Below are 23,445 nucleotides of genomic sequence, written 5' to 3'. Positions count from 1 at the left end.
TCGGCCAAGTCAGTCGCCTCGGCCCGGTCAGTCGCCTCAGCCGACGTCGAGACGCAGGAGGTCCTCCTCCGTCTCGCGCCGGACGATCACCTTGGCCTTGCCGTCCTTCACCGCGATGACCGGCGGCCGGAGCACGTGGTTGTAGTTGCTGGCCATGGAACGGCAGTAGGCGCCCGTGGCGGGTACGGCGATGAGGTCGCCCGGCGCCAGGTCCGCGGGCAGGAACGCGTCCTTGACCACGATGTCCCCGCTCTCGCAGTGCTTGCCGACGACACGGGCGAGCATGGGCTCGGCGCTGGAGGTCCGCGACACCAGGGCGACGCTGTACTCGGCGTCGTACAGCGCGGTGCGGATGTTGTCGGACATGCCGCCGTCGACGGAGACGTACGTGCGTAGCCCGTCCAGCGGCTTGATGGTGCCGACCTCGTACACGGTGAACGCGGTGGGCCCGACGATGGCGCGCCCCGGCTCGACGGAGATCCGCGGAGTCCGCAGCCGGGCGGCCTCGCACTCACGCGTGACGATCTCGGTGAGCGCCTTCGCGATCTCGTGCGGCTCGCGGGGGTCGTCGTCGCTCGTGTACGCGATCCCGAGACCGCCGCCGAGGTCGATCTCGGGCAGCTCGACCCCGTGCTCGTCCCGGATCTCCTTCAGCAGCCCGACGACCCGGTGCGCGGCGACCTCGAAGCCGGACATGTCGAAGATCTGCGACCCGATGTGGGAGTGGATCCCGATCAGCTCGATGCCGTCCAGCTGCAGCGCCCGCCGTACGGCCTCCGCGGCCTGCCCGCCGGCCAGCGGAATGCCGAACTTCTGGTCCTCGTGGGCGGTCGCGATGAACTCGTGCGTATGGGCCTCGACCCCGACCGTGATCCGGATCTGCACCTTCTGCCGCTTGCCGAGCGCCTGCGCGATGTGCGCGACCCGCACGATCTCCTGGAACGAATCGAGGACGATCCGCCCGACACCGGCCTCTACGGCCCGCTCGATCTCCTGGACGGACTTGTTGTTGCCGTGGAAGGCGATGCGCTCGGCGGGCATGCCGGCGGACAGGGCCGTGGCCAGCTCCCCGCCGGTGCACACGTCGAGGTTCAACCCCTCCTCGTACAGCCAGCGCACGACGGCACGCGACAGGAAGGCCTTCCCGGCGTAGAAGACGTCGGCGTCGGCCCCGAAGGCATTGCGCCAGGCGCGTGCCCGGGCCCGGAAGTCGGCCTCGTCGAGGATGTAGGCGGGCGTGCCGAACTCCTCGGCGAGCCGGGTCGTGGGAATCCCGCCGACGGTGAGCACACCTTCGTCGTCCCGTACGACGGTCTGGGCCCACACCTTGGGATCGAGGGCGTTGAGGTCGGCCGGCGGGGCCGAGTAGTGCCCGTCGGGAAGGACGTCGGCGTGGCGGGGCCCGGCGGGATGCGCGGAACGGCTCATGACGATGACTCTCAGACTCTCTGTCTCTCTCCGGGGCTCACGGATTGGCACATGGATGCGTCCTCCGGCCCTCAGAGGTGTTCGGGTGCGTCGATGCCGAGCAGGGACAGGCCACCGGCCAGCACCGTCCCGGCGGCTTCGGCAAGAGCCAGCCGGGCCCGGTGGGCGGCCGAGGGTTTCTCCTCGCCGCACGGCAGCACGAAGGGCAGCAACGGCAGCACGGCATCGGCGACGGTGACGAGATGCCGGGCAAGCCGATCCGGGGCACGGTGGGTGGCGGCCGCGGTGAGGATGCGGGGGTGGTCGGTGAGGGGGGTGAGGAGGGGGGTGGCGTGGGGGGCGCCGGGGCTGAGGTGTGGAAGGCCGACGTGCTCGCCACCACTCCGGGCAACGTCGCTGAGGTCTTGGTCCAGGCCCAGGGCGCCGGGTTCGGCGGCGAAGCCGAGGCGGGCGGCGTTGCGAGTGAGGGCCCGGGTACGGGCGTGGGCGTACCGCACCCGGAACAGCGGATTGCTCTCCCGCTGCACGAGATGGTCGGCGGTGATCCGGGGCCGGTCGTGCGAGGCGGGGTGGAGCAGGGCCCACTGGGCGGCGTCGGCGCCGAGCGGCGCGGGGTCCTCCGGCGCCGGAACGGGCCGCAGATTGACGGGCTCGCCGTGCTCGATCTCGACGCGCCCGCCCTGAGTGGCCACGATCCGCGCCACGGCGTCGGCGACGACCTCGGCGCGCACCTCGTACGGAACGCGCAGCACGACGACCTGCCCGGCGAGCGCGTCACTGTGCCCGTACCCGGCACCACGCTCACGGATCTCCCGTACGACTGCCGCCGCGAGGTCGCCCCGCTCGTTCTCGCCGAGGCTGATGTTGAGGAACCCCGGGCCGGTCACGACGACGTCCTGGATTCCCTCAGCTTCCACGAGATGCGGCCGCAGAATCTCGGCGACGCGACGCGGCGGCTGCCCGGCCGGCCGCGCGAGCTGCAGGGCGACGTTGGTCGCGAAGTCCCCACACCCCCCGGGCCCCGGCTCGGTCACGAGAACCCGCTCCGGGACGCTCACGCGCAGCTCCCCACCGTCCACGGCACGACGCACCGCGTGCAGCACGGTGCGGGAGAGCTCGACGGGGGTCACGGGACAAGCGTAGGGGAGGAGGGGGGTGGGTATGCGAGGCGGTTTACGCAGAGGCGAGGTGTTGCGCTCGCAGACGGAAACAGGGCCGCAACCAGACACACCCCGCTACCCGACGGCCTAGGCCAGGCCTAGGCCCCGAACGAAACCCCACCCGCAACCCCACCGATCACCCCACCACCATCACCCTTACTGCCACCCTCCCCCTCACCATCGTCACTCACGTCTCCATCTCCCCCACCGTCCCCGCCTTCCCCACCCTCTTCCGGTCCGCCTTCGACGCCGAGATCGCCCCGGCGCTGCATCAGACTCTTGACCAGACGAACGAGTTCGGCGGGCTCGAAGGGCTTGGCGAGGAAGGCGTCGACGCCGACGTCGAGGCCGGTGTCCACCTCGTACTGCGTACAGGCACTGATGATCGCGAGGGGAAGATCACGCGTACGGGGATCGGCACGGAGCCGAGCGGCGGTGCGCAGCCCGTCGAGCCGGGGCATCACGACATCGAGGGTCACCACATCGGGCCGCACCTGATGAACCACATCCAGACACTCGGCACCATCGGCCGCGGTCACGACCTCGAGCCCTTCCAGCTCAAGGTTGACCCTGATCAGCTGCCGGATGACCTTGTTGTCGTCCACAACAAGCACCCGGCCCGACGCGCCTGGCACAACTCGAGAGTAGGTCCGGACCGGCCACCGCGTCCGGGTTTTCCCCACTTCCAACCCCTCCAGGGAACGCCCGACGCGACGGCCCCGCGAAACCCGTTCCTGATCACCCCGCAAGACCTGCTAGGGTTCTACACGTCGCCGCAAGCAAGCAGCTCAGCGCCCGACACGCCCCCGTAGCTCAGGGGATAGAGCAACGGCCTCCGGAGCCGTGTGCGCAGGTTCGAATCCTGCCGGGGGCACCCAGTATGAGGTGCCCAAAGACCCCGTCACCAGCGAGAACGCTGAGGCCGGGGTCTTCGCGTTTGTGCAGCGCTATGCCGCCGGAAGCGGCCCTATGTCGGGGTCCGTGGACGAGCTGTGGACGGGATCTTGGTCCAACGCCGACTAGCCCTCAGCGCTTTCCCCATCCCTATGCGCTCGCAAGACATCCGGATAGTCCACAAGGTCAACCATGCGCGACTACAAAACCCGGTCTGACCACTCCGAGGCGATGCTCATCCTCGCCAGATGAGGAACTCGTGCGTTATCGCGATCAGGGCACGTGCCGCACGACTTGGCGTGCGCTCGGACGGAACGGCCAGGGAAAACGGCCAGTCCAGGTCGGCGTCGTCGATGGTCAGCGTGGCGACGTCCTCCGCTTTGACGAGGGCAGGCCGTGGCAATAGCGCCACGCCCAGGCCGCTGCGGACGTAGGCCACGCCGGTGGGGACGTCGGTGATCTCGAGGGCGACGCGACGGGTCACGGAGGCTGCAGCGAAGGCCTGATCGGCAACGGTCCGGATGCCATAGCTCACGGGGAAGTCGACGAAGCCCAGGCCGGCTAGTTCGGTGATCGGCACGGTGCGACGTTTCGCGAGCGGATGGGCGGCCGGCACGACGAGGTCGAGCACCGAGGTGACGAGGTCGGTCAGCGTGATGCCCGTCGGGTGCGGGCCGGGCAGGGAGACGAAGGCGAGGTCGAGCCGCCGTTCGAGGAGGGCGTCGATCAGGCCCTGGGAGCCGGAGGCGGCGGCGCTGGTCTGCAGGAGCACACCGGGATGGCGCCGGTGGAATTCACTGAGGAGCGCAGGAAAGTCGATGAGCCCCACTGTGGTCATCGTGCCCAACCGCAGGGTGCCGCGCAGTCCTCCGCGGACCTCGGCCACCGCGTCTGCGGCTTCCCGGGCGGCGTCGAGAGCGGCATGGGCGCGCGGGAGCAGGGCAGCACCGGCATCGGTGAGCAGCACGCGTTTGGTGGTGCGTTCCAGCAGCGGCGTGCCGAGTTCTCGCTCGAGGTTCTTGATCGTGGTGGAGACTGCGGACTGGACGACGTGCAGCCGTGCGGCGGCACGGGTGAAGTTCGCTTCCTCGGCGACGGCGACGAAGTGCTCGAGCTGGCGCAGTTCCACCCTCCCAGTATCCCTCAGAGAGCCCCCTACTTATCTCTCAATGAGATAAGTGCAGTCTCTGACTTTCGTTGGACAGCGATCGTTACGGTCAACGATTCTTTTCATCGGAGGAACTACTCGAAGCAGGAATGCTTGCTGGCGGGCATATCGAAACCGGAGGACAAGCTCAAGGTGACCGACACGATCAACAGGCTGGTCGCCGGAGACGCTCGATATCCCCCGACGACATCTTCATCTCCCTGATTCGAACGAGAATTTCTTGCTCGGACGAGGGGAACACGCCGAATCAAATCCAGGAACGAGGAGACGACTGCCATGACCACACCGAACGAGCCCACCGGCAGGCTGAACAACCAGGCGCCGCACCTGGACTACTACCCAGAGTGGCTCGACAATCTCGCCGACGACGTCATCCTCCAGGGCAATTTCGCCAACGGTGAAGTGATCGGCAAGGAAAAGGTAGGGAAGCTGCTGAGCTTCGCTCGAAGCAACTACGCTTTCCAGGACTTCCGCTTCTTCGGCAAGCGCGGCGAACTCTTCCTGGAGGACTACCGTTCCACCATCCGCGGCAGCGAGACCTACCGTCCGGGTGGAATCGAGATTTACAACTTCGTCGTCGTGTACTTCAACGAGGCGGGCGAGACCAGTCAGCTGGTCATGAATCACCGGCCACAGTCAGCCGCACTGCTGTTCTCGTCCTTGCTGGCGGAGCACTTCGGTGACGAGTTCGGCTCGGACCTCTTCTACAAGGGCGATGTCAGCGACCGACTGCTCGACCACGACCTGTCCCGCGGTCAGTGGCCCCCGTCGCAGTCCCACTGACTTGCGACGGCCGAGGCCGCATGCCCGAGTGGATCGACCCGCGGCACGCGGATCTGGTGGCTGCGTGGAAGCGCACGCAGCAGCCGGACTCGCGTGACCCGGAAGAGCCCAGGCCAGCGAGGGGCTTCATCGTCCCGAGCGAGGGCTGACAGGTAGGGCGGCCCCGGCAGGCGCAACCGGCGGACGGGAACGAGTAGCCCCAGCCGGGATGTACCCACCAGCTGGGGCCTCTCTTGCGTGTGGCGTTACAGGGGGCGGATGTTCTCCGCCTGCGGGCCCTTCTGGCCCTGCGTAACGTCGAACTCGACCTTCTGGCCCTCCTGCAGCTCACGGAAGCCCTGGGCGGCGATGTTCGAGTAGTGGGCGAAGACGTCGGGGCCGCCACCCTCCTGCTCGATGAAGCCGAAGCCCTTTTCCGCGTTGAACCACTTCACAGTGCCCTTGGCCATGTGCTTGTCTCCTTCGAGGGGACTCGTATCGGGTCCCGCACCGTGCGGGTCCCGGAGGTGATCGCCCTGGTCCGGAGAGGCGTTGAACAGCAAAAACGCCCGCGATGCGATCACGGGCGAACGGGACTTCGGAACCACGACTGCTGATTACGACGCTACACCGGCTGGTGTAGCTCGGCCACAAGACACCACGACGACAACGCGACCCCTGTGGGGCAACCGCCACCACTGACAGCCGTCCCCCGAATGCGCCTCACCTGCCGTTGGGCGAGGCTGAGGCTATGGCTGAGCGTCGCGTGATCGTGTCCCCGCCCGAAGAGGGTGGCGGCCGTCGCGTCCACGTCGGCAGCGAGACGCTGGGAACCGCATACAGCCTGCATGACCTGAGCGGGTTCCTGGAGCGTGCCGGCCTGGAGGGGTTGGACGTGGTGGACCTGGTGAACTCGCCGCTGATCGAGTGGCACGGTGGCGGCCCGGAGGTATGGGAGCGCTGAACGCCCGTCGGTGGGCCGGCGGCCGTCGTCACCTGTTCGACGCACAGCGGTCGCTGACGCACGCGGGTTCGCGTTCGCTGGGAGCGAGCCCGGCATGCGACCGGAGCTCGCCCCCCATCAAGCCAAGGAGACACAGCCATGGACCAAGGCAAGATCCATGAGTGGAACGCGGACCCGGGCGAGGGAAGCATCAAGAACGACCAAGGTGGTCCCGTGCTGTACTTCACGGTAGACGACCTCGTGATCGACCCCGACGAGATCCATCCCGGGGACACCGTCTCGTTCCAGATCCAAGGACCGGGACGCGCGGCCAAGGTCAACAAGGCCTGAGTCTCGACAGCAGCGCGCGGCAGGCACCTACCCGAAGGTGAACGGGTGGTGCCTGCGTGGGTTTCTGGGCCGTGCAGATCGGCCGCGGCCTGGTCGTGAAGGAGGGTTCGAATCCTGCCGGGGGCACCCACTATGAGGTGCCCAAAGACCCCGTCACCAGCGGAAACGCTGAGGCCGGGGTCTTCGCGTTTGTGCAGCCGCATGCCGTCCGAAGCGGCCCTATGTCGGGGTCCGTGGACGAGCTGTGGACGGGATCTTGGGGCATCGGCGCAGGTGAAGCCCGGAAACGGACGAGGCCTCTGACACGGGGCGGCCAGGTGCTCCTACACCCAGCGCGGCAGCCGGCGAGTCTCATCTCGTAACGGGTGTGGAGGCGCCGATGGATGAGCGCAAGGCCGTGCCGAGCGGCGACCGCCGGCGTCGGCTGCCGGACAGGTAGTACCTCACGCCGATGAGTCGCCCACCCTCGCAGGGGGCGACTCATCACGCTGCTGTGGTTACAGCGACCGCTCGATCTTCCGCTCCTCGACCTGCTCTTCCGCTTTGGTCTTCTCGTCGCGGACGGTGTACCTCGCCTGGGGCGACTCACCCTGGATACGCCGGATCTCTCCGGTGTGCTTCTGGTTGTCCTGCCCCTTGTACTCCACACGATCGCCCTTGTTGAACTGCGTCACTGTCTCCACCTTCCAAAGCCGACTTGCACGGGTTCGCCCGTCTGAAGCGCGAGGCCCGCCGCGCATCCGCTCTGAGCGCGGGGCGCAGTGTCATGACACCGTGACTCATCCGCCGCAGCGACCGCTGTGGGCCGAACGAGGTAAAGCGGTCCACGTTTGCCAGCTCGCACTGCTCAAAATGGCCAACCGTAGCTGACAATCGTCCGCTCACCTGCGGCGTTCTCACCACGACTGGCCATCTATTGCTGACGGTCACAGCAAAGCGGCCGTACTAAGGCGTGGCTCCAGGCCACAAACAGGGCGCTGGCGAGGTCGCCGAACACGTGGCGAGCCATCCACGCGTTTTCGCCACCTTCACCGCCCCGAGCTTCGGGCCGGTCCACAACCGTCCCTCTGGCGGTCGGAACTGCCGGTGCCGCATTCGCCACGACGAGCAGGATCCCGCGCTGGGCACTCCGCTCGATCCGGACAGGTACGACTACGAAGCGGCCGTTCTCTGGAACGCCCACGCCGGTACTCTCTGGCGACGCTTCTCGATTTACCTCCGACGGGAGGTCGCCAAGCGCGCCGGCCTCACCCAGCGCGCGTTCCGCGATCACGTCTAGTACTTCAGGTACCAGTCCGTACTTCGTGTACGCCCAACTCCGCCGCCAGGGTGCGAAGTTCCTCAGAGGGCGGCTGGGCCATGGTCAACAGGTCCGCCGCAAGCTGCTTCACCATCGGCAGGGCCCGCACCATCTCGGGCGATAGCTGACGCGCCCTCAGCAGGGCCGACACCGCGTCAGCGACCTGCCGGCGCTGGGCATAGGCCCTGGCGACATCGATCTGAAACCGCGTCTGCCGTTCGGCAGACAGTCCCGTTTCATCCACGCCCTGGGCAGCTCGCAGAGCGACTCCGGCATCCCCGAGGTCGACCGCGACAGCCACCTCGTGCAAGCCGACGTTGGTCGGTCCGAACTCGGTGTTGTAGTCGTTGCGTCCATCACCGACCCGTTCGGCCATCTCGCGAGCCTCGCCGAGATACCCGTAGGCCTCATCGGCCAGGTTCAGCCGAGCGGCAGCCACCGCCCGCTGGAGGGTCAGCGCACCTCGCAGCGCCACCGCCTCGATCTGCCCGGACTCCGCCAGAGGCCCCAGCGCATCAGCCGCACTTCCGGACACCTGGGCCGCCTGCTCGAAATGGCGGGCACCGAGAAAGACGAGCGACAACCTGAACTCGCCGGCCGCCATCAGGAGCGGATCATTGGCCCGCTCGGCAGCGACCACGGCACGGTCGACGGCGATCCAGGCCGCCTCGGGCTCCCCCATGTTCGCGAGCGCGCCGCTACACGTGTGGTACATGACCGCCAGCAGCCGGAACAGCTCGGGACGCTCCACCTCTGGAACCGAACGGGTGGCCGACTCCAGCTGAGGGACCAGCCCTTCGAGCAACTCGGCCAGGTCGGCGTAGTTGCCCTGGTGGGTAAGCGACCAGGCACGGTCCACCTCAGAACGCAGTGCCGGGATGTCAGGGGAAGCGTTCTGCTGCCCAAGGACAGCCTTCAGTGAGTGCGCAGCGCTCAGCACCATCCGCAGCCGACTCGCCCCGGGCGGCTCACCTTCGGCCACCTACGCAGCTCTCCTGCGCGCCGAGCCCTGCACCGTGTCAGTCACCCAGGCCAGCACCCGTATTACCTGGACGATTCGCCCAGTACTCTTCGTGCCGCTCGCTCACCGACAGGGCACCGAACTGCCAGCTTGCGCATACGACTTCACGCCCCACGCAACAGATGTCTAGGTTCAGTTGTACCTCTGCGGATGCGTGTCAGTTGATGCTCAGCGGTTCGCAGTGGCTCGTCTCGCGCCGCTGACCAGGCATTCGACGTGCTACGCCGATTCCAGGGGCTACATGGCCGAGTTCACGCAAGACCGGTGAGAGGAGCACTGGGTTGCCAGGAGACGGGCAGGACGACGTCGACACCGTCACGGCGGGCCAGGGGCAGCAGTCGGCTCATGGTGGTGCCGAGGTCGTCGAGCAGATAGGGCATGGGACGCAGCGGCCGGTCCAGACCGAAGAAGAAATCGTCCCAGTGCACCAAGACGACCCGCCTGGCCCCGGTCGCGACCACGACCTCGTCCCAGTAGGTGTGAAGGAACTCGGCGGGCTGTTTGCCCAGCATGCCGACGCCCAGATAGATGACGTCGGCGCGGTGACCGCGCAGCGCGCCGGGCCGGTAGTTGGCGCTGGCATGCAAGAGCACGCGGCCGTGGGGGTGGGTAACGAGCACGGAGTAGGCAGTGCCGGTCTTCCAGGCACCGGCCCGGGCCGGCGGGACCAAGGGCTCGTCGACGGTGCCTGGGTAGTGGTCGCCCGGGCTGTGCACGGAATCCAGGAAGGTCAGCGTGAAGCTGCCGTAGGTGGCGGTGTCGCCGTCGCCAACCACCCGCAAGGACGACTCGGGGACCCTCAGGCCTCGCCCGATGTTGGCGGTGGACTCCGACCCGACCAGTTCGGCGCCGGTCTCCAGCGCCCACACCGGTGCGTCGAGGGCGTGGTCGTAGTGGGAATGCGCGCACACCACAGCGGCGAGGTCGTTTGCCCGCAGCCGCTCGATGGCCGCACGGACCAGCGCGCGGTTCGGGGCGATCTTGCCCATGCCCACTCGCAGCATCCCCGGGCGGGTGACGAACCCGTCGCTGAGTACCGAGGTCTCGCCGTCCGACAGCAGCACTGAACTGGTGCCCAAGAAGTGAGCGGTCAGCCCCTCACGGTGCGCTGCAGCGCGCTGCTGGTAAGGCAGGTAGGGCCGCAGACTCGGTCGACCGATCGGCAGCTTCATACAAGCATCCTCGGCCCCCAGAGGTAGGAGTGCTAGCTCAGGATTTCGTGTGTCCTCTCACAACGGTCCGTTCCGCAAACCCCCGTTGTCACGCGCTGATGCCGCCACCAGGTCCGGACTCCCCTGCACGCGCCGATCAGACGCGCGCATAGCCAAGCCGAGGCAAGCGGTGTCAAGCATCGGGTGAAGCCACAACGTCAAGCATCAACCGAGACAAGACAAGCATCACGACGAGCCCTGAGTTACAACTTTCTCTACGGGTTCAAGGCGGCTCGCTCCGCTCCCCGCGCGCGGCCCGGCCCCCGGCCGGGCCTGCGCTCCTGCCTACGTCCCGCTCCAGCCCGGCCGGCGTCCGTGCCACGCGCACAGCAGTCAGCCGCCTGACGTCAGAGAAGGGGTACGTCGTGGCTGGGGCGGTCGGCTCATGTCATCTCAGCAGCCTCTCGATGGACAGGTGCAGATCCTGCAAGGTGGAAATGTGCGCCCGTGACAAGATATTGCCTTTCCGTGCCCTCCTCGCGACGACTTGCGCAACTAGCCGCTTACTAGGGACTGGGATTGAACGCTCTTCGCACCACTCCTTGACCGCCGAATGTCTCGCCGCCGCCGGAAATTCAAAGGACTCAGGAAGCTTTTCTTCGCTTCCTCCATCAAGGAGCTCGTTAACGCAATCTCTATATACGACCTCGTCGATCAGGTCTTCTAGTGTGAGTCCCGACTTCTCACCTCCCAGAGAAAGTACGCGTCCAACAGGCACCCCGCTATCTTGCAATTTTCGAGAAAGCGCAACACCACCCACATCTCCATCAACCAAAAAACAACTGCGTGCAGCTTCCAGATCCAACTCCTCCGCCATTTTTGGAGAAACCTCTGAAAGTCCGGGGGCGATTTGATAACCGAGCGACTTGCGACTTGTCGCCTCTCGCAGCAAAGAGGGCATCAGCAACATGTCACTAGGGCCCTCCGTCAGCACGACTCGTCGCACGGACGCAAATGCCAGTGATGCTGCACCCATGGAGATCAGCAGCGGAGAAAACCCCGCACCCTCGCTCCAAAACCAGTTTCTAATTACACTCTTCGACGTGCCCGGGATAGGGTGAACAACGCGCACACCAGTGCCGATATCTTCCGGTAGGCACCCTGCAGAGTGAGTAGAATAGATGATCTGCTTCACGATTTGCTGCTTACTGAAGACGTCAATCAGATCTGCCTGGGCGTCGTAATGAAGGTGGTTTTCCGCTTCGTCGATCACGACGATTACATCGCCGCTTTCATTGCCCTTTTCGAAGTATCGCGCCGAACTCACGCAGGCAACCAGCGCAATGAACTGGCGGAAACCGTCACTCCGGTCGTGCAAATCAGTGTACGACGTGCCATGTTCCGCACGCACCAGGATATGCAGTTTGTGGTTCGAAATATACAAGCTCGGCCATACGGAATCTTGGCGCCACGCCTGAAACGCCTGCTTCAGCGCCTGATTCGCTTTGTCGACCAGTTCAGCTACTTTGAGATGCTGGTCGGCCAGTACGGCCTCCCGCAATACCGTGCTGTCCAGACGTGCGAGCCTCAAGAGGCTAGTCAGCCCCCTCGGCATATCTTCGAAATTGAGATCGAAGGAACCAGGAAGGCTCCTATCCTCTTCGGTGAACTTAACGATCCTTGGAACTCTTGCCATAAGCGCGCTCACGATCACGCTCGCCGGCGGATTCGCGCTGAGTGAAGCCTTGAGAGCTGCAAGCTCCCGCCCAAGCTCCTTCATCGGCGCTACGGCATAACGCCCTCGCTCCATCCGGGAAAATTCGCGAATCTCCTCATCCGGAACGTCGACACCAAGTTCACCAGTGAAAGCCTCAGCGTTCCCATGTACTACTATACCCAAATGTCGCAAGGCAGAGTCAATAGACTCCATCTTTGCCGAACCGAGCGTGCCCCTTTTAAGAGATTCGAAGCTTTCAAGGTCTCGAACGAGACGCACAAGAACCTTATGGAGAGGGTCTTGAGAACTCAAGGGAGATACGATTTTCGCTTCATCTTGCTTAAAGGTTCGCCCATTCGAAAGCGCATCCTGGATTAGCTTCCTCACCTTCCTGTTTTCTTCGGGGTCGCGCCCAGGCATCGGCGATAGGGCGAGGTTTCGACGCTCGACTCCATGTCTAATGAGGAGCCACTTGGGGGTCTCCGAGTGCGGAATCTGCGAAATGACCGCCAAGTCATCTTCTTCGAGAAGAAACTTCAAGGTTACAATGGGACCCCTGTATTCCGCGCCCTGAGATACGTCGCCTGCCTTAAATGAGTTTCTATCAACTCCTCTAGCGATCGCATTCAGGATGCTCGACTTTCCTGCCTCATTCGGTCCAACGAGGGCGACGATGGGGTCGTCGATAATGAGTGAGCATTCCTCCCGGAAGCGTCGATAATTTTCGAGGATTACGGAGTGAAGTCTCATTGTCGCTCCCCGTCGATGTTCGGATTAGCAGTTATAGACCAAGGGCGACCTGTGGGTGTGACGATTCCAGAAACATCCCGGAATGTTCGATAAGTCCTCCTGTCGCGTCACTGCATACACCGACGACGGCGCAGCATGCGAACACTGCAAGAGGTAGTTGTGCCAGCGTCACGGGCTGCCCGGTCGCTTCTTCTCCGCCAAGCTACAGACGGCAGTGACGGCAACGTTGACGGCAACGACAACGGACGTCAGCGGCGTTGGGCGGCCCGGCACGGGAGCAGCAGAGTACCGCCGGACCCTGTCACCCCGGGGCGCCCACATCTTCTAAGCGCCCGCACACACCGCTCCCAGTGCTGGGCCGTCTCTGGACCATCCAGCAGTGACCAACGTCGACAGGCGACGACAGATGGCGCGCATGTCAGCGCAGGTCAGGCCAACGCTGTGCAGCATCCGTCGACTTGGGCACCCATTGAAACCAGTTCTTCGGCTACTGACCGCGGGCTCTGCCGTTTTGCCACGATCAATGGGACTCCCCCGACCCATCGTGCAACGAGGCCCTACGGTTGCGGCACCATGACCGACATGGACCTTCAGGGGATAGGTGCGGTGTCCGCAGCCGCAGTAGCGCTCATCGGGATTCCCGCCAGCGTGCTCATCGGCCGATGGCAGATGAAGGCCGCCTTGCGCACGGCGGAGGCCACCCACGAGGCCGGACTGGCTCAAGCAAGGTCCGCATACCGTGCAGCGTTGGATGCTGTTCGCGCCGAGGCGAACGCTGCTCGCCTGCACTGGCGCCGTGGCATCCAACGGGAGGCGTACGCCTCATTCCTCCTTGCAGCGAATCGCGTAAAGGAGCTGGGCGAGCGATTCGTCATGGACAACGGGGGAGATCTATCAGCGGAGAGGATCAGAGCCGGAAAGGACGCTATTGACGACGCTCTCACGACCCTTAAAGCGACTCAAACGATCATCGAATTGGAAGGTCCTGATGACGTAGCCGGCCCTGCTGCGGGGATGACTGACGCAGCTGAGACGATGGCCTATCACTTCGGCAGGCAGGCCATTTACGAGAGAGCGTGGGGCAAACTCGGTCGAATAATGAATGATCAATCGCAGAGCGTGAGAGCTCCTGCCGTGGAACTCATGCAGGCGCTGGCCGCCTTGGGCCGTCTCCGCTCTACTAACTCCTCAGGACCCGATGAGCTGGGTATGCCGGATACTCCTGAAACCCGAGCGGCGGTGCGGTCCTGTCAGGCGGCCCGGAGCACGCTGTCACCTGATGCTCTGGACGACGAGGAGTTCGAAGCCCTGCTGGAGAGCTGGCAGTCTCGTCCTCCAACAGCTAGCAGGTCACACCTCGATGCCGCTGACCAATTCAGTGAGGCAGAAACACGCTTCGTCCGTGCTGCCAAGATCGAACTGCATGGCTAAGTGGTTAAATCGGTGCGGGCTAGACGCCCCTGGGCGCCAACGCCCCGCGTGCCCAAGGCGAAGCCGATCTCTTGGCCGGTTACGGCTAGTCAACCACCGCCTGAGGCGTGGCTGACAGGGCTCCAGAAGTGACCACACCGGATCATGCGGGTCCAGTCGATCGCAGCTGGCGGATCCCGACGGCAGTAGATGACGGCAACAGAGCCGTACGCATGGGGACCTTGGCGGTAGCAGAAGGACTGCCTTGAGCCTTTGGAGTAGCAACGCGGCAGCGCGCATGTAGCCGAGAATGAACTCCTAAAGCGGGTTTCGCAGGTTCGAATCCCGCCGGGACGCCAGGAAAAGCGCCCCCGGCGCCTTTGACCTCTATCTCTCCCGAGAGATCGCGCCGACGGCGATGTGCTCTCCGGTAATGGTCCCCTGCTGTGTGGTGAACAGCAGAGAACTTGTGCCATTACCTGGCTGCAGTCGCCGGTCGCGAGTGCCTTGAGCGGAATCGTGAAGTAGAACGTTCCGGCGCCCCCACAACCCCATCCATGTTCGGCGTCCTCGGCAAACTGGAGGAAGCGCGGGGCAGACACGCCCTCAAGCTTAACGAGCCTGTCTGCCCCGGCGAATGGGCTGCGCGTGGTGAGCGGCCAGCTTGGTCAACAACTCCGAGTTTCAGAAGGGCAGTGTGCGCTCGTAAGGCAAGCCAAGATCTGCCAAGTATTTGATGCGAGCATTGATGGCTGCGGCAAAGTGGCGCCAGTCAAGGTGCACCGCCGGCTCCATCGGCTCAGGATTAGCTGGTGACGAAGTGATGTAACAAATAGAGTCGTACAAGCCCTCTGCCATCAGCCGCTCGCAGAAAACCGCAAACCGATCCTGATAGGACTTTCCGGCCCAGACACTCTCGACTGGGAAGACGCCATCCCTTGTCCCAACCGGGACACGTGATTTCGGATGGTCTTCCATTATGAAAAAGTATCCAAGCCAGGGCTTCTCGCCCGGAAAGAGTTCCGCGAGTGCAGCGCGACGCAGATCCACTGCACTACCCAAGGCTTCTTCGACTCGATTGTTGTAATTGTTTCCGAACGATGGACCGCCGAGAGCCTTGAGTTCAAACGCGGCGACGAGAGTGTTGTCGTGGGCCACCACGACATCCCACTGCTTTTGCGGCCGATAGTACCCGGGAAGTTCTAGCCCTTGCTTCTTGGTAACCCTGATGTCTTCTGGCGCATAGCCAGCCTCAAGGAAGAACTTGGCGAGAAGTGCTGCTATGCCGTCGAAGTGTTTGCCTCCGCGCACAGCGCCCGAAGTGCCGGCGCCCACCACATCCTTGATAGCGGAAAGCTCTCGTTGGCTCTCCTTGGCCCCCCAATACTCGGCGACTGCATCTTCGAAATCCTGGCGCCTAACCGTCAAGGCGTATCCCCTAGTCAGGAAGTTCGTCGAGCCCGTAGGCGCGCAGCGCAGCCTCCGTCGCGGCACGAACGTCTCGCATCTCGAAGGCCCTGGCCAGCGCGACACGATCTTCCTCCCGCATTTCTGCAGGATCAGGCACTCTAATCTTGCGAAGGTACTGCGCCTGGAAGCGGAGCGTCCCACCACGCATCTTGACTGCGTACGCTTCCACGAACGCCTCGGCGACCTTCGAGAGCAGTAGACCGCCGAGGACGCGCATGTCCCACGCGTCCGACACGATGTAGTACAGGTTGTGGTGAGGGTACAGCCCGCCTTCATCCAGCACCGGGTGGATGGTCGACTTCATGTCTGGGAGCAGGAGCTTAGGCCGCCGTGTGAGCCTGTGATCCACCTTGTCGATGGTCTTGTACCAGCGGGCAGGCTGCTTCACGGCGATGTATCGCTTAGCCAACGCAGCACGGTGCTGGTCGAAGTACGCGGCCAGCTTGGGGTACGCGTTCAGGTCCACGAGTTGGCCCTGCGCATCCCACGGGTCCACCAGGTAAGTGCCGCCCCAGTCGAGCTTCCCGCTTGTCGTGTCCCTGACCATAGCCAGAGGTAGCAGACGGTCGGTCTCCGTCGTATCCGGATCGCGGGTGATGAACACCTTGTCGGCTCCAGTCGCAACACCAATTCCGACGCGGGTTCCGGTGGTCTCGTCTTCCAGAAGGCGAAAACGATCGCTCAGGTCTTCCAGCATGGCCAGTCGGGCGGGAGACGCAGCCGGCCATGAGTCCTCCCCCGGAAACCAGTGTGGAAGGCGAGCAGCGTGGTAACTCGACGCCTTGATGAGGTGTTCGCTCGACTCCGTGGCCCACTCACCGAAGCGGCTCGCCGCCTCAGCGTCGAAGGCACCCGTCGCATCTGCCGCAACGGCTGTGCCCTGAGCGCCACGACTGATAACAGTGATGGCGGGGTATGCCGAGACTTGCTCTTCGAAAGCATCAACGTCATGCATGGTGAGGACGAGATCCATGCTGTACCCACGGGTCACAAGCTGGCGCAGGGCACGACCATACTGGTTCCTCATCCAGCGATCCGCGCAAATGAAGCCAAGCTTCCCGCCCTGCCTCAGCTTCCGCAGGCCGGCGTCGTAGAAACCGATGTAGATGTCAGCCCGGCCCTGCATGGAGGAGCACGCCTGTCGATAGGCCCTCATACGCTCGTCAGGTACGTCCTCCAGCCGGATGTAGGGCGGGTTGCCCACTACAAAATCCGCGGTTCCGGGGCTCAACTCCTGAAGGAGGAAGTCCCCCTGCGTAACCCACGAGTGGACGACCCTCTCGACGTCCTGGGCACTCCATCCATCTCCAAGAAGCTGGTCGGTGAGGGCGGCCCTACTCTGCTGGATATTCCGTTCGAGGAGGTCGAACGCCAGAATCGCGTCACTGGCATCGAGCAGAGAACGTCCCCTGCTCCGGCAGGATGCACTCAAGCGTGCCGCGATGGGGATGAGAAACGCACCCTGTCCGCAGGCAGGTTCCACTATCCGCATGTCGGCAAGATCTAGATCATCCGTGTAACCGACCAGATCCAAGATCGTCTCTACGATCCAGCGCCGAGTGAACACCTCTCCATGCTGCACAGCCACCTGCAGCGAAGTGGGCAGCGGCAGGTCACTGGTGTCGACTTCGAAGAGACTCTGAACTTCCACCCCGCGACCCTATAGCCCCGGGACCCCTCGTTGGTCTCAAGGTGACCGTTGACGGGACCCAAGAAGCGATGTCACAAGGGTCGCGGACTACACCAAGGAGCTCCAGCCGCCGCTGCGACGCGCCCTCGCTCCTCTTGCCCGTGTAGAGACCTTGACACTTCATGCGTCAACCCCTTTACATACCTCTATGTGGGATGACGATCACCTTCGGCAGGAAGCTGAACACCAGCGCATCCGGGCGGGCGAGCACTACCGTGACGCTGCAAAGGCCGACAAGCTCGGCCGGGCCGCGGAAGCAGAGCGATCCCGTGAGATGGCGGAGCATGCAACGCGCAAGGCCGAGCTGTATGAACGCCTCATCGGCCGGTGGGAGTTCGGCGGCGGGAAGCTGGAACTGCTCTCTCTCGATCTTGACGATGCACACAAACTGCTCGACCGCTTCGACAAGAACCCCGCTGAGCAGGTACTAACGCACGCCGAACGTAGTCCGCTCGCCGAGGGGCGCCTCGAAATCATCCAGGGCAAGGCGTGCTCTTGGGCGTTTGGCAACGCCGTGCGAGACGGGGCTATAAAGGAGATCGTCCGCATGGTCAACCTGATCGAGTCGGAGGGCGTCGAGATCAACATTGCGGCTCTCGCCCGCATGACAGGCATTTCCCGGCAAACCCTTCACGCCCGCCTACGAACCTCTTGATAGACGCGGCACCCCCGCCGGCGGATCGCCAGAGGGCCCCATCTTCTGGGCTGGGGCCCGGAGAAGGGCGATTCCTCGTCACTGGACCGTCTGTGGACAGATTCCCGGCAGCCTGAGCGCAAAGCACCTCTGACCTGCACATTATCTTGCAGGTGAAGGGGCCTCCGGAGCCGTGTGCGCAGGTTCGAATCCTGCCGGGGGCACTCGCCGAGGAATCAGCGGACTTCAAGCGCTGACCAGGGCGGATGCCGACAGAAGAGGGCGGGAGTCAGTCTCACTGACTCCCGCCCTCTCTTGTTGGATCGCAGCGCTCGCGACGCATCCTCCGGGATGGCGTTCGCCGGTTTAAAGGGCCTCGGGGAGGGCGGTGACGGTCGGCGCAGAGTCGGCAGGTCGTGCGGCGGCAGGCTGCCGCTGTCCAGACGCCGGGTCCTAGCTGTTGTCGCTGTGCCGAACGTCGTCGAAGACGAAGAGTGGCTTGGCGCCGCGGGCGGGGGTTTCGGCGAGGGAGATGGCTTCGGTGAAATGGTCGAGGGGGAAGGGCTGGCCCAGGGGGATGGTCAGCACGTCGTCAGCGACGAGGGTGCGGACTTCGGACAGCGCGTCCAGCGCATCCGCGGGTGAGGCGGTGCCGAACCAGCGGTTCAGCCAGAAGCCGCGGACTGCTTTGGTCTCGTAGATCACCGAGCGTGCCTGCAACGGGATCGTCAGCGCTGCCGGGTCGGTCTGACGATGGGTGGAGAGCGCGCCGTAGACCACGAGTTCTCCTCCCGGAGCCAGTGCCTGGGATACTTGCGCGCCCACGTGGCCCGCGACGCAGTCGATGGCCTTGTGCACGCCGGCCGGTCCTGCGATCTCAGCCACACGCTGCAACAGGTCCTCGTCCTCGGTGCAAATGACCTCGTCGCCACCAAGCGCCTTGATCTCCTCAACGGCATCGCGTCGCCGCACCACATTGATCGTGCGAATACCCAGATGCCTGGACAGCTGGATGACGAGCCGACCGACGGTGGAGCCCGCCGCCGTCTGCAACAGCCATTCGCCCGGCTGTGCGTTGAGTTCGCGGGTCACCAGGAGCAGGGCGGTCAAGGGGTTGACTGCGAGTTGGCAGGCGTCGGAGTCGCTCAGATGATCGGGGATCGGCAGGAGCCTTCGGGTATCGGCAACAAGGTATTCCTGCCAGGTGCCGGCTACGGGTGGACCGGGTACTGCCGGAATGGCAACGCACACCACGCGCTCGCCGATCTTCAGGCCCTCGGTATCCGGGCCCAGGGCCTCGATACGGCCCACGCATTCCATGTTTCCCCCGACAGCGGGAAACTCGGGAGAGAAGCCGTAACGGCCGCGCAGCACGTGGAGATCGCTGGCGTGAACCGGAGTCGCCGTCACACGGATCAATGCCTGACCGGCTTTTGGCGTGGGAACGGGCCGGGATTCCAGCCGCAGGACATCGGCCGGCTCGCCGACCTTTCCGGCTACGAGTGCGCGCATGGTTTGTGGTACGGACATGAGATCTCTCCTTCAGGCGTTCTCGGCATCGGCCGAGGGGGCGGCGAAGTACCGGGCGAACCGGGTCCCGGCAAAGTGCTCACCCAACAGCCGGGAGAAAAGCAGGACCGAGGTCAGCGGACGGTGGTTCACCACCAGATGCTGCGTCTTCCCTTCCGGGTTCCTGTAGACGACGGCGATGTTTGCGATCGGCTCACCGCGCACCTTCGACGCGTAGTCCTCCACGAAGCCATTCTCGCCGTACTCACCGAGGTAGACGAAGTCCTGGTACTCATACAGGGTGCGCGCATAGGCCAGGACCGTACGAACATCCTCGGCGCCGCGCACGATCCCGTTCAGGACCGAGCCTTCCATCGTCACGTCGTCGGCAAGGTTGTCGAGCCACAGGGGGTAGTAGTCCGTGCGCTGCCGCGCCGGGTCGCCGCTGCCTAGATAGGTCGGTGTCGTCTTGTCGGTCATGTTCCAGCCGTTCCGGTAGGAAACCAGCTCCAGTGAGCCGCCCCAGCGATTCTGAAATAACCGTAACACCGTTGCCTATGTCGTGTCGGTCCCGCAGTGGCGTGAACGTTTGTTCGATGCGATGGGGTGGGTCAGGGCTCGGGAGTCCATTCCACGGAGGGGGTGTGCGGCTGTAGTGGGCTCCCTTGGTGCCGTAGTGGGCGAGGTGCAGGGTCTCGCCGTCGACCTGGAGCTCTGCCGGCGGAGGGTTGGGCACGGAGATCCGCGGGTGGGAGTGGCCGTCGATGCGGACGGGCTCCCGGGGTTGGTTCCAGCCGTCCGCCCATTCCTGGGCCCGCTCGCGGGTCCAGGGGTTCTGCAGGGTCCGCGGGGCGGCGGGGTCGTGCAGGTGGCCGTTGAGGGCCCGGACCAGGCCTTCGCTGTAGATGCCCTTGACCCGGAAGTTCTCCAGGTCCTCCGCGCGTACGACCATCTTGATGTACCGGCGGCCGTTGCCTCGGTGCCGGCCCACCGCGGGCCAGCGGCAGTGGCCGGGGTCCCAGGGGACGGGCGGGATCCACAGCAGGGCGCCCGCAGGGAAGTGCTTCGTGCCGCGCTGGATGTCGAGGCCGCCCTCGCCGTGCGCGGTTTCTCGCGCCACGTTGGCCACCAGGCACCAGCCCAGCAGCTCGTCCGGTGCCTGCCCGTCCGGTGCCTCTTCTTCGATAGGTCCCCTGTCTGCCACGCGGAGAATCTTGCGGTACGCGACGGGGCGCGAGCCAGTTCTTATCAGCCGAGCCGGCCGGGGTGAACACGTGTGGATCGGCAGTCGTGGGAGACAGCGGTCTCGCTCGAACGTGCGGCGGGAACCGTCACGTTCGGCGTGCGCTGCCTTGATGCGCGACCTGGGCGGCAACGATCGGTCGCGCCGGCCTCGGCTTCCTCCGCAGGTGCCCTCCGCGTGCTCGCGCAGTCGTACGCCGAGCACCCCGATTACCGGGCAGAGTGGCGACCTTAGAACCTGGATGAAGGGGTAGTTGTGGGCGACGTCGTTCCAAGGGGGCTCATCGCCCTCGCCGATGACGAGGGAGACGGCGTCACCGCCAGGTTGTGCCACGCGTGGCTGCACCCTCCGGCGCAACGCTGCGTCCGCCTGCGGGTGTCCGCGATGGTGAAGAGGGCGATCAGCAGGCGGAACGACTTCGAAAGTTCGTAGGCCGGAAGTCCCGCCATTCCGAAGCGCCACTTCGTGAGCATCACCGCCGGCGTGTGGGTGGGGCGGATGCCGGAACGCGCAATGCTCTCCGGCACGTCGTCCTCGCAGGCGCGGGCCTGGCCGCAGAACAGCACCAGTGCGTGCAGGACCTTGCGTTGGTCGTCCTCCGAGAGGCCCTCGAACCACTCGACGCCCTCGGCCGCCGGTCTGAGCCCCTGTGCGAGTTCGTTCAGGATCACCTCGTGTGCGGACAACACAGGCTTCCTCCCCCGGTGGTTTGAGGCTGAGGGTACGCTCGCGACCGCTCGTCAGCAGCACAGTTTTACGCGCCCGGATGGCATGACCATCATCAGGCGGGGCGTTTGCGGGGGGTTGTTTTTTTGGGTGGGGTGGGTTTTTTGGCGGCCGTTGACTTGGATGTTGTCTTTGCGGCGGCCGTCTTCTTCGTGGGCTCGGTGGACTTCGAAGTTGATTTGCGGGTGGGGGTCGTCGCCTTTGGGGCGGTGGCTGTCTTGCGGGTCGTGGCGGTCGATTTTTTGCCGCCGGTTTCTTTGGGGGTGGTTCGCCGGCGAGAGGGGAGGGGGGTGATCTCGGCCTTCTCGGTGGGCGCCGTGGGCGCCGTGGATTCGGCGGCTCGGGATTCGCGGGCTTCTTGGACGCTCTTCTCCAGGGCTGCCATGAGGTCGAGCACCTTGCCGCCCGCGGCGGGGGCGGGGGCCTCCGGTGGGGTCTCGCCGGCGGCCTTGGCGGCGATGACCTCTTCCAGGGCCTCGCGGTACTCGTCGTGGAGGTCCTCCAGGTCGACCTCGCCGAGGGTGTCCATCAGGGCGTCCGCCAGGTCGAGTTCCTTGCCGCGGACGGTGACGGCGGTGTCGGGGGCGATGCCCTCGGGGGCGCGCACCTCGTCCGGCCAGAGGAGGCCGTGCATGGCGATCGCGTCGCCGACGACCCGGAGCATGCCCAGGCGTTCGCGGCCACGGAGCGCGTACTTGGCGATGGCGACCTTGTTGCTGCGTTTGAGGGCCTCGCGGAGGAGGGTGTACGGCTTGGCGGCGGGGGCTCCGCTGGCCGCGAGGTAGTAGGCCGCGTCCATCTGGAGGGGGTCGATCCGGTCGGCCGGCACGAAGGCGACGATCTCGATCGTGCGGGCGGTCGGGATCGGGAGGTGGGAGAGGTCGTCGTCGGTGATCGGGATGATCGAGCCGTCCGCGTCCTCGTAGGCCTTGCCGATCTCCGACTGGCTGACCTCGCGGTCCTCCAGTTCGCACACCTTGCGGTAGCGGATGCGGCCGTTGTCCTCGGTGTGGATCTGGCGGAAGGAGATCGCGTGGCTCTCGGTGGCGTTCACCAGCTTGATCGGAATGCTGACGAGGCCGAAGGAGATGGCGCCGTTCCATATGGATCGCACGTGCCGCGTCCTTCCTTCCAGGGCTACGTCCCGTTTGTCTGGGATTGTCATCTTATGACGCCAATCACAGAGGTGGAGGGACGGCGGGTCGCGCTCAGCAACCTGGAGAAGGTGCTGTATCCGGAGACCGGCTTCACCAAGGGGGAGCTGCTGCACTACTACGCGACCATCGCCGACGCGATGCTGCCGCACCTGCGCGACCGGGCGGTGTCCTTCCTGCGGTATCCGGACGGGCCGGAGGGGCAGGTGTTCTTCACGAAGAACGTGCCGCCGGGTACGCCCGACTGGGTCATGACAGCCGAGGTGCCGCGGTCGGAGGGGCCGGCGCGGATGGTGGTCGTGCAGGACCTGGCGAGTCTGGTGTGGGCGGCGAATCTCGTCACCGAGTTCCATACGCATCAGTGGCTGGTCCAGGCGCCGGACGTGGCTGACCGGCTGGTCTTCGATCTTGATCCTGGGGCGCCGGCGACGATCGTCGAGTGTTGTGAGGTCGCGCTGTGGTTGCGGGAGCGGCTGGCGGCGGACGGGATCGAGGCGTACGCGAAGACCGCCGGGTCGAAGGGGTTGCATCTGCTGGCGGCGGTGCGTGGGGGTTCGCCGGAGGAGGCGAGCGCGTATGCGAAGGGGCTGGCGGTGGAGGCGGAGAGGGCGATGCCGGGGTTGGTGGTGCATCGGATGACGAAGAGTCTGCGGCCGGGGAAGGTGTTCGTGGACTGGAGTCAGAACGCGGGGCGCAAGACGACGGCCGCGCCGTACACGGTGCGGGCTCGGGGGGTGCCGATGGTGTCGGCGCCGGTGGGGTGGGAGGAGGTCGAGGGGTGCCGGGGGGCGGGTGAGTTGGAGTTCTCGGCTGAGGATGTGGTGGGGCGGGTGCGGGAGTACGGGGATCTGATGGGGCCGTTGCTGGATGCGGGGCGGGCGGCTGAGTTGCCCCGGACCTGAGGCCCTGAGGTGGCCCAGCCGCTGAGGCCCAGAGGCCCTGAGGTGGGCCTGCCAGGGGTTCT

General features: G+C 65.1%; 22 protein-coding genes, 1 tRNA gene and 2 pseudogenes. 9 read left to right on the top strand and 16 right to left on the bottom strand.

The genetic code is table 11. The features are described 5' to 3' along the window. Positions 1–36 precede the first annotated feature (36 nt). The 3 genes from lysA to ABZ865_RS15035 form a co-directional block, all read right to left on the bottom strand. Positions 37–1,428, bottom strand: coding sequence for a diaminopimelate decarboxylase (gene lysA, locus ABZ865_RS15045; RefSeq protein ID WP_361229361.1), 1,392 nt, complete (start codon positions 1,426–1,428; stop codon positions 37–39). 71 nt (positions 1,429–1,499) lie between these two features. Further along, positions 1,500–2,558, bottom strand: coding sequence for an ArgS-related anticodon-binding protein NrtL (gene nrtL, locus ABZ865_RS15040; protein WP_361229358.1), 1,059 nt, complete (start codon positions 2,556–2,558; stop codon positions 1,500–1,502). A gap of 128 nt (positions 2,559–2,686) precedes the next feature. Beyond that, the gene (locus ABZ865_RS15035; RefSeq protein WP_361229354.1) at positions 2,687–3,223 is read right to left on the bottom strand and encodes a response regulator; all 537 of its coding nucleotides are present in this window, start codon (positions 3,221–3,223) and stop codon (positions 2,687–2,689) included. Between the two features lie 167 nt (positions 3,224–3,390). On the opposite strand from ABZ865_RS15035, the gene ABZ865_RS15030 reads away from it, so the two are divergent. Beyond that, a tRNA-Arg gene (locus ABZ865_RS15030) sits at positions 3,391–3,462 on the top strand. A gap of 255 nt (positions 3,463–3,717) precedes the next feature. Here the strand turns inward: ABZ865_RS15030 and ABZ865_RS15025 are convergent. Beyond that, positions 3,718–4,611, bottom strand: coding sequence for a LysR family transcriptional regulator (locus ABZ865_RS15025; RefSeq protein ID WP_361229351.1), 894 nt, complete (start codon positions 4,609–4,611; stop codon positions 3,718–3,720). Positions 4,612–4,926: 315 nt separating this feature from the next. Here ABZ865_RS15025 and ABZ865_RS15020 point away from each other — a divergent pair, with 315 nt between their 5' ends. Beyond that, a complete protein-coding gene (locus tag ABZ865_RS15020; RefSeq protein ID WP_351799829.1) occupies positions 4,927–5,433 on the top strand; it encodes a hypothetical protein in 507 nt (168 codons plus the stop codon). Positions 5,434–5,678: 245 nt separating this feature from the next. Here ABZ865_RS15020 and ABZ865_RS15015 read toward each other — a convergent pair whose 3' ends face one another. After that, positions 5,679–5,882 carry a cold-shock protein gene (locus ABZ865_RS15015; protein WP_333777177.1) on the bottom strand — a complete coding sequence of 68 codons (204 nt, stop codon included), beginning with the start codon at positions 5,880–5,882 and terminating at the stop codon, positions 5,679–5,681. Positions 5,883–6,163: 281 nt separating this feature from the next. Here ABZ865_RS15015 and ABZ865_RS15010 point away from each other — a divergent pair, with 281 nt between their 5' ends. Beyond that, the gene (locus ABZ865_RS15010) at positions 6,164–6,376 is read left to right on the top strand and encodes a hypothetical protein (protein ID WP_361229346.1); all 213 of its coding nucleotides are present in this window, start codon (positions 6,164–6,166) and stop codon (positions 6,374–6,376) included. 138 nt (positions 6,377–6,514) lie between these two features. Then, on the top strand, positions 6,515–6,706 hold the full coding sequence (locus ABZ865_RS15005) for a hypothetical protein (RefSeq protein WP_067045490.1): 192 nt from the start codon (positions 6,515–6,517) through the stop codon (positions 6,704–6,706). Between the two features lie 497 nt (positions 6,707–7,203). On the opposite strand, the gene ABZ865_RS15000 is transcribed toward ABZ865_RS15005, so the two are convergent. Further along, a complete protein-coding gene (locus ABZ865_RS15000; RefSeq protein WP_356318074.1) occupies positions 7,204–7,380 on the bottom strand; it encodes a hypothetical protein in 177 nt (58 codons plus the stop codon). Positions 7,381–7,658: 278 nt separating this feature from the next. On the opposite strand from ABZ865_RS15000, the pseudogene ABZ865_RS14995 reads away from it, so the two are divergent. Next, positions 7,659–7,979: pseudogene (locus ABZ865_RS14995) on the top strand (replication initiator); the annotation flags it as partial. A gap of 10 nt (positions 7,980–7,989) precedes the next feature. On the opposite strand, the gene ABZ865_RS14990 reads toward ABZ865_RS14995, so the two are convergent. From ABZ865_RS14990 to ABZ865_RS14975, 4 genes and pseudogenes are all read right to left on the bottom strand, one after another. Next, a complete protein-coding gene (locus ABZ865_RS14990) occupies positions 7,990–8,988 on the bottom strand; it encodes a transcriptional regulator (protein ID WP_361229341.1) in 999 nt (332 codons plus the stop codon). A 290-nt stretch (positions 8,989–9,278) separates the two neighbouring features. After that, entirely contained in the window at positions 9,279–10,106 is an 828-nt protein-coding gene (locus tag ABZ865_RS14985; protein WP_361229338.1) for an MBL fold metallo-hydrolase, read from the bottom strand. Between the two features lie 520 nt (positions 10,107–10,626). After that, entirely contained in the window at positions 10,627–12,435 is a 1,809-nt protein-coding gene (locus ABZ865_RS14980) for an AAA family ATPase (protein WP_361229742.1), read from the bottom strand. Positions 12,436–12,522: 87 nt separating this feature from the next. After that, a pseudogene (locus tag ABZ865_RS14975) lies at positions 12,523–12,645 on the bottom strand (AAA family ATPase); the annotation flags it as partial. A 573-nt stretch (positions 12,646–13,218) separates the two neighbouring features. On the opposite strand from ABZ865_RS14975, the gene ABZ865_RS14970 reads away from it, so the two are divergent. Further along, on the top strand, positions 13,219–14,076 hold the full coding sequence (locus tag ABZ865_RS14970; RefSeq protein ID WP_361229335.1) for a hypothetical protein: 858 nt from the start codon (positions 13,219–13,221) through the stop codon (positions 14,074–14,076). A gap of 663 nt (positions 14,077–14,739) precedes the next feature. On the opposite strand, the gene ABZ865_RS14965 is transcribed toward ABZ865_RS14970, so the two are convergent. Continuing rightward, positions 14,740–15,483 carry a PaeR7I family type II restriction endonuclease gene (locus tag ABZ865_RS14965; protein ID WP_361229332.1) on the bottom strand — a complete coding sequence of 248 codons (744 nt, stop codon included), beginning with the start codon at positions 15,481–15,483 and terminating at the stop codon, positions 14,740–14,742. Between the two features lie 10 nt (positions 15,484–15,493). Further along, positions 15,494–17,176, bottom strand: a complete 1,683-nt coding sequence (locus tag ABZ865_RS14960) for an Eco57I restriction-modification methylase domain-containing protein (RefSeq protein ID WP_361229329.1) — start codon at positions 17,174–17,176, stop codon at positions 15,494–15,496. A 187-nt stretch (positions 17,177–17,363) separates the two neighbouring features. Here ABZ865_RS14960 and ABZ865_RS14955 point away from each other — a divergent pair, with 187 nt between their 5' ends. After that, entirely contained in the window at positions 17,364–17,870 is a 507-nt protein-coding gene (locus ABZ865_RS14955) for a hypothetical protein (RefSeq protein ID WP_361229326.1), read from the top strand. A 432-nt stretch (positions 17,871–18,302) separates the two neighbouring features. Here ABZ865_RS14955 and ABZ865_RS14950 read toward each other — a convergent pair whose 3' ends face one another. After that, positions 18,303–19,379, bottom strand: a complete 1,077-nt coding sequence (locus ABZ865_RS14950; protein WP_361229323.1) for a zinc-dependent alcohol dehydrogenase family protein — start codon at positions 19,377–19,379, stop codon at positions 18,303–18,305. 12 nt (positions 19,380–19,391) lie between these two features. Further along, the gene (locus ABZ865_RS14945; protein ID WP_361229320.1) at positions 19,392–19,838 is read right to left on the bottom strand and encodes a hypothetical protein; all 447 of its coding nucleotides are present in this window, start codon (positions 19,836–19,838) and stop codon (positions 19,392–19,394) included. A 796-nt stretch (positions 19,839–20,634) separates the two neighbouring features. Here ABZ865_RS14945 and ABZ865_RS14940 point away from each other — a divergent pair. Beyond that, positions 20,635–20,835: a DUF6221 family protein gene (locus tag ABZ865_RS14940; protein ID WP_361229317.1), complete on the top strand. Its 201-nt coding sequence runs from the start codon at positions 20,635–20,637 to the stop codon at positions 20,833–20,835. On the opposite strand, the gene ABZ865_RS14935 is transcribed toward ABZ865_RS14940, so the two are convergent. After that, positions 20,832–21,290: a DUF5958 family protein gene (locus tag ABZ865_RS14935; RefSeq protein ID WP_361229314.1), complete on the bottom strand. Its 459-nt coding sequence runs from the start codon at positions 21,288–21,290 to the stop codon at positions 20,832–20,834. The two genes, ABZ865_RS14940 and ABZ865_RS14935, sit on opposite strands and share 4 nt — an antisense overlap. Before the next feature lie 92 nt (positions 21,291–21,382). After that, positions 21,383–22,441, bottom strand: coding sequence for a Ku protein (locus ABZ865_RS14930; protein WP_361229311.1), 1,059 nt, complete (start codon positions 22,439–22,441; stop codon positions 21,383–21,385). Positions 22,442–22,495: 54 nt separating this feature from the next. Between ABZ865_RS14930 and ligD the strand changes: the two genes are divergently transcribed. Next, on the top strand, positions 22,496–23,383 hold the full coding sequence (ligD, locus tag ABZ865_RS14925; RefSeq protein WP_361229739.1) for a non-homologous end-joining DNA ligase: 888 nt from the start codon (positions 22,496–22,498) through the stop codon (positions 23,381–23,383). Positions 23,384–23,445 lie beyond the last annotated feature (62 nt).

This window comes from Streptomyces sp. NPDC047085, assembly GCF_040643735.1.
Classification (GTDB): Bacteria; Actinomycetota; Actinomycetes; order Streptomycetales; family Streptomycetaceae; genus Streptomyces.
The sequence above is the reverse complement of the archived record's forward strand: the minus strand, read 5'-3'. Positions and strand labels throughout refer to the sequence as shown.